The sequence below is a fragment of the Cryobacterium sp. Y11 genome (assembly GCF_002929535.1).
Lineage (GTDB): Bacteria > Actinomycetota > Actinomycetes > Actinomycetales > Microbacteriaceae > Cryobacterium.
Genome location: NZ_PJJO01000057.1, coordinates 165,118 through 179,348 on the forward strand (window position 1 = coordinate 165,118; position 14,231 = coordinate 179,348).

Below are 14,231 nucleotides of genomic sequence, written 5' to 3' on the forward strand. Positions count from 1 at the left end.
TTTAGTGATCCTTCAGGGCTTAATCGCAGCGCTTGCACGCGCCTCCACCTTCGACAACGCCCTCGCCTACGCCAGCCGGGACGCTGATTTCAGTCTGACCGAGGGCCTGCGTGCCCCGCTGCTCGCCGCGTTGCTCGACCTGCGCCGCGATGATGCCCAGGCCCTGTTCGTGATCACCGCGACCGGCCGCGAGTCAGAGGCGTTGCGCGAGAACCTCGGCTGCTTCGCCACGAGCGCCGAAATCGTCGACTTTCCGGCCTGGGAAACCCTGCCTCACGAACGCCTCAGCCCGAGCGCCGAAATCGTCGGCAAGCGCCTGCACGCTCTGCGCCGCATGCGCGAGTGGCAGGAGGCCGACCCGGCCACGCGGCATCCGCTTATCGTTGTTGCGTCGGTGCGCGCCGCCCTGCAACCCGTCGCCGACAACCTCACCGACTATGAACCGATCGAGCTCACGGTCGGAGCGCGCGGCCACGACCTCGCGGCGATCGTGCTGCAGCTGGTCAATGTGGCCTACGCCCGGGTCGACATGGTTACCCGGCGCGGCGAATTCGCCGTGCGCGGGGGAATTCTCGACGTGTTTCCGCCGGTCGCTTCGCACCCCTACCGAGTCGAATTCTTCGGTGATGAGGTCGAGCAGATTCGCCTGTTCAGTGTCGCCGACCAGCGTTCGCTGCCCGAACCGGTCGAATCGGTCAGCCTACCGCCGAGCCGGGAACTGCTGCTGAGCCCTGCCGTGCGGCAGCGCGCCCGCGAGATGCAGCACGAGTTTCCGAGCCTGGCCGGCCTGCTGGCCAAGATTGCCGAGGGTATTCCGGTCGAGGGCATGGAAAGCCTCGCGCCGGCGCTGGTCGACCGGCTCGTTCCGGTCACTCACTACCTGCCGAGCAATGCCGCCGTTGCCGTGATCTCGCCCGAGCGCGTCGCGAGCCGCGCGATCAGCCTCGCCGAAACCAACCGCGAGTTTTTGGGGGCCGCCTGGAGCGCGGCCACGGCCGGTGCCGATGCCCCGATCGACCTCGAATCGGGCGATTTTCTCACCCTCGGCCGCCTGCGCGACAGCGTGAAGTACTCAGCTCCCGGCGCGCCAGCATCCGGTCACAACTGGTGGACGTTGAGCACATTTCAGGCCGCGCCGACGGACGCGCCGGTATTGCCCGAACATCGTGAAATAGACGACCTGCTCACCATTCGCATCGAAGCGGATGCCGTTCCCACCTTTGCCGGCAGCGTCGATGGCGCCGTGGGTCACGTTGCCTCCCGGTTGCACGACGGCTGGGTCGTCGGAATCGTCGCCCAGGGGGCTGGGCTGGTCGAGCGGGCGGCGCAGGTGTTGGCCGAGCGCGAGCTTCCGGCGCGGGTCGTCGACGTGTGGCCGCTGGAGCCGGAACCGGGTATTGCCTACCTGCTGAAGGCATCCGTCGATCAGGGTTTTGAGCTGCCGACCAGCAAGCTGTCGCTGATGAGCGAGAGCGAATTTTATGGGCGCACCGTCGGCTACTCGGCGCGGCAGATTAAGAAGCTCGCCAGCCGCCGTAAAAACGTCGTCGACCCACTGCAGCTCGTGGCCGGCGACCACGTCGTGCATCAGACGCACGGTATTGGCCGTTTTCTCGAATTGACCCAGCGTGAGGTGTCGAGCGGCGGGCGCAATCCGGTCAAGACCACTCGCGAATACCTTGTGCTCGAATATGCGCCGTCGAAGCGCGGTCACGCCGGCGACCGGCTGTACGTACCGACGGACCAGCTTGACCTGGTCACTCGCTATGTCGGCGGTGAGGCGCCGACGCTGAGCAAGATGGGCGGCAGCGATTGGTCGAGTGCGAAGAGCAAGGCGCGCAAGGCCGTGCGGGACATTGCCGTCGAACTGGTCAAACTGTATTCGGCGCGGATGGCCAGCAGGGGCCACGCCTTCGGGCCGGATACGCCGTGGCAGCGCGAGCTCGAAGAGGCGTTTCCGTTCGTGGAGACCCCCGACCAGCTCACCACGATTGATGAGGTCAAGGCCGACATGGAACGGCCCATTCCAATGGACCGGCTGCTGAGCGGTGACGTTGGTTTCGGCAAGACCGAGGTCGCCATTCGCGCCGCGTTCAAGGCCGTGCAAGACGGCAAGCAGGTCGCCATGCTGGTTCCGACGACGCTTCTGGTCAGCCAGCACATGGAAACTTTCAAGGAACGCTTTGCCGGATTTCCCATTCACCTGCGTGCCCTGTCGCGGTTTCAAACCGACAAGGAGTCACGGGAGACGATCGCCGGCATGCTCGACGGCACCGTCGACGTAGTCATCGGCACGCACCGGCTGCTGTCACCGTCGATTATCTTCAAGGACCTCGGCCTGGTCATCATCGACGAGGAGCAGCGCTTTGGTGTTGAGCACAAGGACGCCCTCAAGAAGCTTAAGACCAACGTTGATATTCTCGCGATGAGCGCGACGCCCATCCCGCGCTCGCTCGAGATGGCGGTCACCGGCATTCGTGAAATGTCGACCCTGGCCACCCCTCCCGAGGATCGGCACCCGATTCTGACCTTTGTGGGGCCGTATTCGCAGCGGCAGGTGGCCGCGGCCATCCGTCGGGAGCTGCTGCGCGAGGGCCAGATTTTCTTCGTGCACAACCGGGTCACGAGCATTAACCGCATCGCGTCGGAGCTCGCCGAGCTCGTGCCGGAGGCGCGCATCGCGATCGCGCACGGGCAGCTGCCGGAGGCGCAGTTGGAGCAGGTCGTTGGGGATTTCTGGGAGCGTAAGTTCGATATTTTGGTCTGCACCACGATCATCGAGACCGGCCTTGACATCAACAACGCCAACACCATCATCATCGACCGAGCCGACAAGTTCGGTCTGAGTCAGCTGCACCAGTTGCGCGGCCGGGTGGGGCGTGGGCGCGAACGGGCCTACGCCTATTTTCTGTACGACGAGAACAAGCCGCTGTCGGAGACCGCGCACGACCGGCTTGCCACGATCGCGGCGAACAACGAGCTCGGTGCCGGTATGCAGGTCGCGCTGAAGGACCTCGAGATTCGTGGCGCCGGCAACCTGCTCGGCGGCGAGCAGGCCGGGCACATCGCCGGTGTGGGCTTCGACCTGTACCTGCGCATGATCGGTGAGGCCGTGTCGACGTTCCGCGGCGATGTCGCCGACGGGCAGACCGAGCTGCGGCTGGAGCTACCGGTCGACGCGCACATTCCGCACGACTTCGTCGACAGTGAGCGCCTGCGCCTCGAGGCGTATCAGAAGCTTTCTAGCGCGAGTTCGCCGACGGCGACCGACGACCAGATTGATCTGGTGCTCGAGGAGCTCACCGACCGCTACGGCGAACCGCCCCTGCCGGTGCAGAACCTGGTGGCCGTGTCGCGGTTGCGCTGGCTTGCCCAGCAGGCGAACCTCAGCGAGGTTGTCGCTATGGGGTCGAACCTGCGGGTCGCACCGGCCGATCTGGCCGACTCCATTCAAATCCGTTTGCAGCGGATGTATCCCGGCTCACGTTACGTGTCGGCCACCGGGGCGCTGAGCGTGCCGATGCCCAGGCCAAACGGAGAGCCGCTCGATGACAACGCCCTGATCGAGTGGACCAAGACGCTGCTCGCCGCGATCTTCCCGCCGGCCGTTCCGGCCGTTGCCGCGAAGGCGTAGCTTCACCGCGCATTCTGCGGCGCACGGAAGGCCGTTGGCGTGACCGGTTTGCGGATGTCTCCATCCGCTGATCGAGTCTGCCGAGATCACCATCGACTGGCGTGACCGGTTTGCGGATGCTGGATGGCCGGCTTCAGAGTCACGGCCGCGTAGGTCGGCGGCCAGCTTGAGTGCAAAGCGGCTCAATACGTCGGTTGGATGGCGCTGTTCTGAGTGCGACGGCGGGTCAGGTGCCTCCACTACGTGCTGCGCGGGAGTTGTGCCGCTACGCGGGAGGCCCAACTCCCGCGCAGCGCCGCAAGTCCCGCGCGACGAGCTACGCGGGGGTTCTGGCCAGGCCCGAACTCCCGCGCACTGGCGTACGTCGCGCGCACTGGCGCGACTCCCGCGCGTGCAACCGGCGTGGTGCCCGGGTTTCCTAGACCAAGCGACTCCCGCCAGGCCAAGCGTCGGGCGCTAGCGCGTCTGTTCCTGCTCGTAGACATCTGGAATGCCGTCGTTGTCACTGTCGACAGTTTCCTTCTCGGCGATGCGCCCATAATGCCGGTTGCGTATGCGCAGGATAACCGTGGCCAGCAGTGCTGCAATGAGAGAACCGGCCAGGATGGCGACCTTGGCGTGGTCGTCGTGGGGGCTGCCCTGGCCGAAGGCGAGCTCGCTGATCAGCAGCGACACGGTGAAGCCGACGCCTGCCAGCAGGGCAACGCCGGTAACGTCGATCCAGGCCAGGTCGGGGTCGAGCGCCGCCCGCGTGGTTTTGGTCACGATGAAGGTCGCGAGCAAAACCCCAATGGGCTTGCCGACGACGAGCGCGATGACGATGCCCAGTGCTACCGGGTCGGTGAGTGCCCGGTACAGGCCATCGGCCCCGCCGATGGTGACACCGGCCGAGAAGAACGCGAACACCGGAATGGCGATTCCGCTGGAGAGCGGACGGATGCGATGTTCCAGGGTTTCGGCTAGGCCCGGCCCGGCGTCTGGCCCGCCGCCGCGCTTGCTGCGCAGCACCGGCACTGCAAAGCCGAGGAGCACGCCGGCCACGGTCGCGTGCACGCCGGAATCATGCACGAGCGCCCAGACAATGAAGCCGAGAGGCAGCAGCACCGTCCATGCTGCCCAGGCCCTGGTGCCAAAGAAGTAGGAGAATTTGTGCGTCAACACCCAGAACACCACGAGGAGTCCCAGGGCTAGCACGAGTGGCAGCAGGGCGATGCCGGTGGTGTAGAAGAAGGCGATGATCGCGATGGCGAGGAGGTCGTCGACCACGGCGAGGGTCAGCAGAAAGATGCGCAGCGCGGGCGGAAGCTTCGATCCAATGACGGCGAGAACGGCCACGGCGAACGCAATGTCGGTCGCGGTGGGAATTGCCCAGCCGCGCAGTGTTTCGGCGCCGGAGTCGAGGTTGATCAGGGTGTAGATGACCGCCGGAACGATGACGCCACCAACCGCTGCGGCCACCGGAACGATGGCCCGGTTCACACTGCGCAGGTCACCAGCCACGAATTCGCGTTTCAGCTCGAGGCCGGCCAGAAAGAAGAAGATCGCCAGCAAGCCGTCGGCAGCCCAGGCGCCGAGGCTCAGCTCGAGGTGCCAGGGCTCGTAGCCGATCTTGAAGTCACGAAAGGCGTAATAGGCATCCGAGAATCCGGAATTGGCCATGATCAGCGCGGCCACGGTAGCGGCCAGCAGAATGGCACCACCGACGGTTTCCTTGCGAAGAATGGCGGAGATGCGCACGAATTCGCGGTGGCTACCGCGACGAAGCACGGTGGCGGTCGATGGGGTGGGCACTCGGGATGGTTCAGTCATAAAAATCCTCTGGTCTTTGGGCGCGCACAAGCAACTGCCGACCAGACTTCCCGGCTCACCTTAATCCAGAATACACCAGGTAGCTGAGCGATCATCGGGTGGCCGCCCGTACGATTGGAGCAACCGATCCAGGAGTGCAGACCATGACGAATCCGCTGTTTTCATCCGCCCCGGCACGGGAATCCGCGCCGTCGCGCGCGGCATCGGCCGACGTGACCCGCGCAGCGCCGGAGGCCGACGAGCACGGCATTGAGCCGGCATCCGCTCGCGAAACACCGGTGCGACCCAGCAACCTCGACACCCCCAGCGCCCTCGACACCCCGAGCACCCTCGACACCCCGAGCACCCTCGACACCCCGAGTACCCTCGACGCCCCGAGCGCATTCGACACCCTGATCGCAACCGTCGCCCGGCTGCGCGCCCCAGACGGATGCGCGTGGGACGCCGACCAGACTCACGCTTCGCTGGTGCGTCATTTGGTCGAGGAGACCCACGAACTGATCGAGGCGATTGAACAGGGCAGCCGCGACGACCTGCTCGAAGAGCTCGGCGATGTGCTTTACCAGGTGCTCTTTCACGCCGATCTCGCCGCGAACACGCCGGAGGAGAACTTCGATATTCAGGATGTTGCCGCTCGCCTGACCGAGAAAATGGTCGGGCGGCATCCGCACGTGTTTGGCGATGTCACGCTCGATACCGCTGAGGCGGTCTCGGCGGCCTGGGACGGTTTCAAGGCCGCGGAGAAGCCGGGTCGCACGAGCGTGCTCGACGGCATTCCGGCCGGCATGCCGGCGCTCGCCCTGGCCGATAAGGTGTTGGGCCGGGCCGAGAAGATTGGCCTGATCGAAGCGGATGCCGGCTTCCCGCTTCCGATTGAGTCCGAAGCCGATCTGGGCCCCTTGCTACTGGCCATCGTGGCCTCCGCTCGCGCCCAGGGCCTCGACGCCGAGCGCGCCCTGCGTGCCGCCGTGCGCGACCTGCAGGGTGAGATTCGCGGAGCCGAGGTGCCGCTGGACGAGTCCTTCGACGCCGGCGTAATCGCCCTCCCGTCCTAACTCTCTCGGACATCACGCGAGAGCGGGAAAAGTGTTGCTTCGCTGGTACTGAAGCAGCAATTTTCCCGCTTTCGCGGAACGGAACGGAGGGAGGGAGGGGGAGTGAGGGAGGAGGGGGGTTTAGGCGATGCGACTGCCGGCGGGGAGGTGGGCCGTGGGGGTTTGGGTGCGGCGCCAGGCCCAGGTTAGGGCGGCCACCGCTAGTACGAGGTGCATGGCCAGGCCGATGAACCAGCTCGGTGCTGCGCTGTTGTAGGTCTCCTGCGCGGTTGGCGGCTGCTCGAAGGCTTGACCCGAGAAGGCTCCACGCTCGTCGTAGCTACTCGTTGCGGCCTCGTCGCATCCGTTGTATTCGGTGTACAACTTCGGGGGCACTTGTGCGCTGCGCGCGCCGACGGCAATCTGGCCGAACAGGTCGGTGGGGTAGCCAGCATCATTGAAACTGCCGGGAGCGGCATCTGCCACCACCACGTAGGGGTTGGCAGCCAGAAAGAACCAGTAGTAGTCGAAGCGTGGCACGTTGGAAGTCGTGGTTTGCGCGGTGGAACAGACAATGTTCAACTGTTTGCCGGTGGCCTCATCAAAGGTCGATGACACGACCTGGTAGCTCACGTTCGTCGCCTGCTGCTGGGTGGCGGTGCCGAGCAGGGCGAATGCGATGAGCGTGCCGAGGCTGAGCGCCGCAACGACGAGGTAGGTCACCACGATCGAAAATAGTGGACGGGTCAAAATGCCGGAGAGTCCAACCCCGATGGCCGCGATCACGCCAAGCTCGGCCGCGAGCACGAGCACCGACACGGTGATGGTGCCGAGCGAGACCTCGCCGAGCACGACGGCGAAGATGAGAAATGGCAGGGCCGCCGCAAGAAAGGCCAGGGCCGTGATCCAGGCGGCCAGAAACTTGCCGAACACGAGCTGCCCGGTACTGATCAGCGTGACCTGCGTCGTGGCGAGGGTGCCGGCATCCCGGTCGCCGTTTACGGCATTGCCCGAGAGCGCTGGCGATACCAGGGTGCCGAGCAACAGCACGAAAAAGATGATGGTCGAAAACACCCCGCCGCCGCCGGAGAGCCAGGCCGAGGTCGCCAACCAGAGCAAAAACGTGACAATACCAACGAGCAGCATGAAGAGGCCCAACAACACATACCAGGAGGGGCCGCGCACTCGCTGACGAAGCTCGAGGGTGACGATGAGCCAGAGCCCGGAAAGGAACACCCGCGAGTCGGTCATTCTCGCGCCTCCGAGTCAATGATGGTCGACCGCGTGAGGTCGAGAAAGGTGTGCTCGAGATTGCCGACGGCCGGTCCGAAATCGCAGACCGGAACGCCGCTCAGCACGAGGTTGTGCAGCAAGGCGGCGGCCGAGGCCTCGTTCTCTACTTGCACCAGCGTGCCGAGCTTGTCGACGCCGAGCACCATGACGAGCGCTCCGAGTACGCCGGGAGCGGCGAGGGCACGGTCCAGCGCAGTCTCGTCCAGTGAACGGATGCGCCAGGCTCGCGCGCTCGCGCCCGCCGCCGCGACCTGCTCCGGGCTGGCCGTGCGCCCAGCGGCGAGGTACACCGCGGCATCGGCCATCTCGTCGAGTTCGGCCAGAACGTGGCTCGACACCAGAATGGCGGTGCCATCGCCACCCAGGCGACGGAGCAGCTGGCGCAGCGCCGCGCGGGCCGCCGGGTCGAGGCCAGAGGCCGGCTCGTCGAGCAGGAGCACGCTGGGGGAGTGCACGAGGGCGCGCGCCAGGCTCAGGCGCTGCTTCTGACCGCGGGAGAGCACCCGCGACGGTCGGTCGGCGAAATCAGTGAGGTCGGTCAACCGGATCAGTTCGTCGGCGCGCACAGCGGCCTGTTCGCGGGTCATCCGGTACATGCGCCCGGTGGTCTGCAAAGCGGCGCGGGCGCTCAGGCTCGGCCAGGAACCGAGGGTGTCCGGCATCCATCCCATCAGGGCGCGTACGCGTTCTGGCTCGGTCGCCGGGTCGAAACCGTTGATCCGAATGATGCCGGCATCCGGGGTGAGCAGCGTCGCCAGCATGAGCAGCAGCGTCGTCTTACCCGAGCCGTTTGGCCCGATTAGCGCCGTGACCGACCCGGCCGGAACGGTCAGCGTGGCATCGAGCACCGCCAAGACACTGCCAAACGACCGGCTCACCCCGCTGACCACGATTCCGGTCGGTTCGATCCAGCTCGACCGTGCCGCAGACGGGCCCGGTGCTGTCGTGAATGGCATGCCCCTGAGTCTACGGGTCAGGCTTATTTGGGCGGCGGTGAATCGCGCCGTCGGCATGCTGAGAGAATTGCAGCATGGCTATTGCAGTGACCCCGCCGCGCGGCATGCGCGATTTTCTCCCCGCCGATAAGGCCCTGCGTGAACGCTCACTCGGCATCATCCGCGAGAGTTTTCGTGCGCACGGCTTCGACGAGATCGAAACCCCGGTCATGGAAGACTCCGCCCGCCTGCACTCCGGCCTCGGCGGCGACAACGAGAAGCTCGCCTTCGCGGTGCTCAAACGCGGGCTCAGCCCAGCGGATGTCGCGGTCGCCGCCGAGCAGGACGACCTCCTCTCCCTGGCCGACCTCGGACTGCGATTCGACCTCACGGTTCCGCTGGCACGCTTTTATGCGACCCACCGCGCAGCGCTGCCCACCGTGTTCCGCTCGATTCAGATCGCACCGGTCTGGCGAGCCGAACGCCCGCAGAAGGGCCGCTACCGCCAGTTCATGCAGTGCGATATCGACATCATTGGCGAAGCGGGCGCGCTCGCCGAAATTGAACTGATCACAGCGACGGCCGCGACGCTGGCCAAGCTTGGGCTGACGGGCTGCTCGATCCGCATCAACGATCGCCGCATCCTCAGTGCCCTTCTCGCCCACTGGGGCGTCGCCGCCGAGCTGACCGAGCGGGCGCTGATCGTGATCGACAAGCTCGACAAGATCGGCGTCGACGGCGTAGCCACCGAGCTCGGCGCCCTCGGCATCGATGCTCCGGGCCTCGCCGCCCTGCTCACCGAGCTCGGCACCGGTGGCTGGGCCCTCGGCGACGACGCTTCGGGCGGCAGCGCACCGGCCTGGCTTGACCCCGCAGCGTTCGCCGACCTGGCCGCCCTGCGCGAAGCCCTGCCCGGCGTTGACCTGATCTTCGACCCCACCCTGGTGCGCGGCATGGGCTATTACACCGGCACCATCTTCGAAATCTCGCACCCCGATCTCGGCTATTCGCTGGGCGGCGGCGGACGCTACGACGGCATGATCGGTCGCTTCCTCGGCACCGACGTGCCGGCCTGCGGATTCTCGATCGGTTTCGAACGCATCGTTGACCTGCTACAAGCGGATGCAGCATCCGCTGATCTGGCCGTTGTGCTCGTGCACGACAAAGACGCCGATCCGGCCGGCCTGGTCGCCCTCAAGCGTGACCTCGTGGCCACCGGGCTGCGCGTACGGCTTGAGCGCCGCACCAAGAACCTCAAGGCGCTGCTCGACCGAGCGGGCGAGGCCGGTTATGGGCGGTTCGCGTTTGTCATGGCCGACACCGCATCGGTCGACGATCTCGACTTCAAGCCGCTAGGCGCCTGACCTGCGCTCTGGCGAGCGAGCGAGCGACCGTGTCTGACGCTGTGGTTAGACTGAATTTGCTCGGATCACCGGTGCACCCCGACCTTTCACATGACGCATACCCCGACGTCCAACCAGGCGTTAATCCCGACAAAACAGGAGACAGTTGTGGCCCTAATTGAGGCAGTAGACGCACGCGAAATTCTCGACTCCCGAGGCAACCCCACCATCGAGGTCGAGGTTTTGCTCGGCGACGGAACGGTCAGCCGTGCCGCTGTGCCCTCCGGCGCGTCTACCGGCGTGTTCGAGGCCTATGAGCTGCGCGACGGCGACAAGGCCCGCTACCAGGGCAAGGGCGTGCTCAAGGCCGTCGAAGCCGTCATTGACGACCTTGGCCCAGCGGTCGAAGACATCGACGCGACCGACCAGCGCATCGTCGACCTCGTCTTGATCGAAACCGACGGTACAGACAACAAGGAACGCCTCGGCGCCAACGCCATCCTCGGCGTGAGCCTGGCCGTGGCCAAGGCCGCCGCCAGCTCGGCCGGACTGCCGCTGTTCCGCTACCTCGGTGGCCCGAACGCACACACCCTGCCGGTGCCCCTGATGAACATCATCAACGGCGGATCGCACGCCGACAACGATGTCGACATCCAAGAATTCATGATCGTTCCGCTCGGCGCCGAGTCGTTTAGCGAGGCCCTGCGCTGGGGCGTCGAGGTCTACCACTGCCTCAAGGCGCTGCTGCAGTCCAAGGGCCTGTCCACCGGCCTCGGCGACGAGGGCGGATTCGCCCCCAACCTACCGAGCAACCGGGCAGCGCTCGACCTCATCGTGGAAGCAATCGAAAACGCCGGTTACGTTCCCGGAAAGGACATCGCCCTTGCCCTCGATGTCGCTGCGAGCGAATTCTTCAAGGACGGCAGCTACAACTTCGAGGGCAAGAAGCTCTCCGCCGAGGAACTCGTTTCTTACTACGCCAAGCTCGTCACCGACTACCCCCTGGTATCGATCGAGGACCCGCTGCAGGAAGACGACTGGGATGGCTGGGTGCACCTCACCACCGAACTCGGCGGCGCGGTACAGATTGTTGGAGACGACCTGTTCGTGACCAACCCCGTGCGCTTGGCCAAGGGCCTCGAGCTTAAGGCCGCGAACTCGATTCTGGTCAAGGTCAACCAGATCGGCACCCTGACTGAGACAATGGATGCCGTTTCCCTCGCCCAGCGCGCCGGCTACACCGCGATCATCTCGCACCGCTCGGGCGAGACCGAAGACACTTTCATCGCCGACCTCGCAGTGGCAACGGATGCCGGTCAAATCAAGACTGGCGCCCCGGCCCGTAGCGAGCGCGTTGCCAAGTACAACCAGCTTCTGCGCATCGAAGAAGAACTCGGCGAGGGCGCGGTTTACGCTGGCCGCACCGCGTTTCCCCGCTTCATCGCGTAGTTGATACCAACACCACACGAACACCAGAGCACTAAGCAGCAGTAGCGTCATCGGGTCCTCGATCACCGATTGTTTCGGTTGGTCGGGGGCCCACAGCTTTCGCTTGGTAGCATTTTCAGCAGTATCCACCACACGTACCGACGAGTATGACCGATCAGTAGGCCGACCAGTGAAAGGAGCCGTGATGGCGCCGAAGCGACCTCAGCAGACGTCGTCCCAGCCCCAGTCGGGCCAGGCCAAGTCGGGCCAGGCCAAGTCGGTCCAGGCCCAACGCCCGCAGGCCCAGCGGCAACCAGTCCTGCGGCAACCTGGGGTCTCGGCGACGGAAACACCCACCGGCGGCTGGCTGCGCGGCATCCGCTTTTCGGGTTTTTCGCTCGTGATGATGGTCATTCTGGTGCTTGCCGTCGTGATTCTTGCACCGAGCCTGCGTACCTACGCCGAGCAGCGGCAGCAGATCAGCCAGCTGAGCGTGACCGTTGCCGACCAGCAGAGCGAAGTCGACCGGCTCAACAGCCAACGCGAACGCTGGAACGACCGCACCTATGTCACCACCCAGGCGCGCGAACGACTGTCGTACGTGATGCCAGGCGATATCAGTTTTCTCGTCTATAACGACCTGGCGGTGGTGGCCGCACGTGAAGCGGATGCCGCCCCGGTCAGCAGCAATATCCAAAGCACCAAGATTGATTGGCTGGGTTCCTTGTTCGCCTCCACCATGACCGTTGGCCTCGCGCCGCAAGCCGCAGCGCCATCCACATCAACACCGGCCACATTAACACCGGAATCCGACACCCCCGAAACGGTGGCGCCGTGACCCGGCCGCCGTTCGACGCCTTCACCGCGGCCGACATCGACCTTGTCTCTGCCCAGCTCGGGCGCCCGGCCCGCAACGTGGTCGGCATTGCCGCCCGGTGCGTCTGCGGTGCACCGACCGTCGTTGCTACCGCGCCGCGGCTCGCCGACGGCACCCCATTTCCCACCCTGTACTACCTCTGCCATCCCGCGGCCACCGCAGCGATCTCGTCGCTGGAGGCTACCCAGGTCATGAACGAATACAACGACCTGCTCGCCGACGATGACGAGGTGCGCGCCGCCTACCAGGCCGCGCACGACAGCTTTCTATTCGACCGAGACCAGCTCGGCAGTGTTCCGGAAATCGCCGGAATCTCCTCTGGCGGCATGCCCAGTCGGGTCAAATGCTTGCACGCCCTCGCCGCACATTCCCTCGCGGCGGGTCCCGGCGTGAATCCGATCGGCGACTTCGCGCTGGAACGCGCCACCTGGTCGCCCGCGGTCTGCGAGTGTCTGGACTATTCTATCGAGGCCGCGGTGCCACCGCCCATCGAGGCCGGGCCGGTTTCGGCGTGACCCAGACAGCGCAACGGGTCAGTCGGCGTCGGGTGAGGGGGAGTCGAGTCACGGCGGCCGTCGGGCTCGCGCTGGCCACGACGCTGTTTGGCGGCACCGTTGCTGGCTCCGTCCTGCTCGACGCGACGGCAGCCCAGGCCGACCAGATTCGTGACTTGCAGTATTGGCTCACCGACTATGGCTTTACCGAGGCATGGAACACCACCCGGGGAGCCGGCGTCACGGTCGCCGTCATCGATTCCGGAATCGACGGCAGCGTCGCCGAGCTGGCCGGCGTTGTCATCGGGGGAACGGATGTCTCAGGGCTCGGCTCCGCCGACGGACAAACCCCGGTCGCCGGCGACGATGATGACGGCGAACACGGCACCCTGGTTGCCTCGCTTCTGGCCGGTCGCGGCACCGGAGAGGGTACCGGTCTGATCGGCGTTGCGCCGGAGGCATCCATTTTGGCTGTGTCGGTTGGGTTTGGCAGCACTCGTTCCGCCGTGAGCAACGACGACCAGATCGCTCAGGGCATCCGTTGGGCCGTCGACAACGGGGCGGACGTGATCAACATGTCGCTCACCCGTAACACGCTGTACTGGCCGGAGAGCTGGGACGATGCTTTTCTCTATGCCTTCAAGAACGATGTGGTCGTCGTGGCCGCCGCCGGAAACCGGGGGAGTGGCACCACAGAGGTCGGGGCCCCTGCCACCATCCCGGGCGTGCTGACCGTTGCCGGCGTTGACCGCAACAAATCGGCCAGCTTTGACGCATCGTCGCAGGGCATCACCATCGCCGTCGCCGCACCGAGTGAGAAACTGGTCGGGGTGCTGCCCGATTCGACGTACGTGCAGTGGGACGGTACGAGTGCTGCGACACCACTCGTGTCGGGTCTCGTGGCCCTGGTGCGCGCCGCTTATCCGTATCTGGATGCCGCCGGCGTCATGAATCGGATCATCGCCACGGCCAACCCGAACGGGCATTCAGTGCCGAGCCCGATCTATGGCAACGGCCTGATCGATGCCGCCGCCGCCGTTACCCGCTATGTAGCGCCGGCGACCGGGGCGACCCCCACCGAGCTGCTCACGGAGTGGATCACGCTCCACCGCCGCGCCGAGATTGCGGTGGTTCCGACCGAGGCTCCGGTGGCCGAGGCGCCGGTCGCCGCAGCAGCTGACCCGGCACTACCTGCCCAAAACGTGCTCACCGCCTGGGTCCCGAACCAACTGACATTGACCTATATCAGTCTGCCGCTCGCTGTACTCGTGGGGTTTGGTATCCTAGTAACGCTGGTAGGCATTGGGGCCTCCCGGCACTTCAAGCGAATTCGACCCAACCCCAAAGATTTCGCACCGTCATAATTCTGTAGGAGGCCTTCTCA

10 protein-coding genes are annotated in these 14,231 nt (G+C 65.5%); 7 read left to right on the forward strand and 3 right to left on the reverse strand.

The window, feature by feature from the left end:
- The first annotated feature begins 4 nt into the window (after positions 1 to 4).
- Positions 5 to 3,634 (forward strand): transcription-repair coupling factor, encoded by a 3,630-nt coding sequence (gene mfd, locus CXY75_RS11425; RefSeq protein ID WP_104082942.1) that lies wholly within the window; start codon positions 5 to 7, stop codon positions 3,632 to 3,634.
- Between the two features lie 456 nt (positions 3,635 to 4,090).
- Here mfd and nhaA read toward each other — a convergent pair whose 3' ends face one another.
- On the reverse strand, positions 4,091 to 5,443 hold the full coding sequence (gene nhaA / locus CXY75_RS11430) for a Na+/H+ antiporter NhaA (protein ID WP_104082943.1): 1,353 nt from the start codon (positions 5,441 to 5,443) through the stop codon (positions 4,091 to 4,093).
- 143 nt (positions 5,444 to 5,586) lie between these two features.
- On the opposite strand from nhaA, the gene CXY75_RS11435 reads away from it, so the two are divergent.
- Entirely contained in the window at positions 5,587 to 6,498 is a 912-nt protein-coding gene (locus tag CXY75_RS11435; RefSeq protein ID WP_104083051.1) for a MazG family protein, read from the forward strand.
- A 120-nt stretch (positions 6,499 to 6,618) separates the two neighbouring features.
- Here the strand turns inward: CXY75_RS11435 and CXY75_RS11440 are convergent, their stop codons facing one another.
- Together CXY75_RS11440 and CXY75_RS11445 are read right to left on the reverse strand one after the other, a co-directional pair.
- Complete coding sequence (locus CXY75_RS11440; RefSeq protein WP_104082944.1) at positions 6,619 to 7,728, reverse strand: ABC transporter permease; 1,110 nt, start codon at positions 7,726 to 7,728, stop codon at positions 6,619 to 6,621.
- Positions 7,725 to 8,726: an ABC transporter ATP-binding protein gene (locus tag CXY75_RS11445; protein ID WP_233201853.1), complete on the reverse strand. Its 1,002-nt coding sequence runs from the start codon at positions 8,724 to 8,726 to the stop codon at positions 7,725 to 7,727. Before CXY75_RS11445 ends, CXY75_RS11440 begins: the two co-directional genes overlap by 4 nt.
- Positions 8,727 to 8,800: 74 nt before the next feature.
- Here CXY75_RS11445 and hisS point away from each other — a divergent pair, with 74 nt between their 5' ends.
- The 5 genes from hisS (at position 8,801) to CXY75_RS11475 (ending at position 14,211) form a co-directional block, all read left to right on the forward strand.
- Positions 8,801 to 10,069 (forward strand): histidine--tRNA ligase, encoded by a 1,269-nt coding sequence (gene hisS, locus CXY75_RS11450; RefSeq protein WP_104082945.1) that lies wholly within the window; start codon positions 8,801 to 8,803, stop codon positions 10,067 to 10,069.
- A gap of 147 nt (positions 10,070 to 10,216) precedes the next feature.
- Positions 10,217 to 11,497, forward strand: a complete 1,281-nt coding sequence (gene eno, locus CXY75_RS11455) for a phosphopyruvate hydratase (protein ID WP_104082946.1) — start codon at positions 10,217 to 10,219, stop codon at positions 11,495 to 11,497.
- 184 nt (positions 11,498 to 11,681) lie between these two features.
- On the forward strand, positions 11,682 to 12,314 hold the full coding sequence (locus CXY75_RS11465; RefSeq protein WP_233201854.1) for a septum formation initiator family protein: 633 nt from the start codon (positions 11,682 to 11,684) through the stop codon (positions 12,312 to 12,314).
- Complete coding sequence (locus CXY75_RS11470; RefSeq protein WP_104082949.1) at positions 12,311 to 12,868, forward strand: DUF501 domain-containing protein; 558 nt, start codon at positions 12,311 to 12,313, stop codon at positions 12,866 to 12,868. Before CXY75_RS11465 ends, CXY75_RS11470 begins: the two co-directional genes overlap by 4 nt.
- Entirely contained in the window at positions 12,865 to 14,211 is a 1,347-nt protein-coding gene (locus tag CXY75_RS11475; RefSeq protein ID WP_369826715.1) for a S8 family serine peptidase, read from the forward strand. The genes CXY75_RS11470 and CXY75_RS11475 overlap by 4 nt, the downstream gene beginning before the upstream one ends.
- The last annotated feature ends 20 nt before the right edge of the window (positions 14,212 to 14,231 follow it).

Coding starts and splice junctions, on each gene's coding strand:
- nhaA (WP_104082943.1), bottom strand. CDS start 5,443: ATGACTGAACCATCCCGAGTGCCCACCCCATCGACCGCCACCGTGCTT.
- CXY75_RS11435 (WP_104083051.1), top strand. CDS start 5,587: ATGACGAATCCGCTGTTTTCATCCGCCCCGGCACGGGAATCCGCGCCG.
- CXY75_RS11440 (WP_104082944.1), bottom strand. CDS start 7,728: ATGACCGACTCGCGGGTGTTCCTTTCCGGGCTCTGGCTCATCGTCACC.
- CXY75_RS11445 (WP_233201853.1), bottom strand. CDS start 8,726: ATGCCATTCACGACAGCACCGGGCCCGTCTGCGGCACGGTCGAGCTGG.
- hisS (WP_104082945.1), top strand. CDS start 8,801: ATGGCTATTGCAGTGACCCCGCCGCGCGGCATGCGCGATTTTCTCCCC.
- CXY75_RS11465 (WP_233201854.1), top strand. CDS start 11,682: ATGGCGCCGAAGCGACCTCAGCAGACGTCGTCCCAGCCCCAGTCGGGC.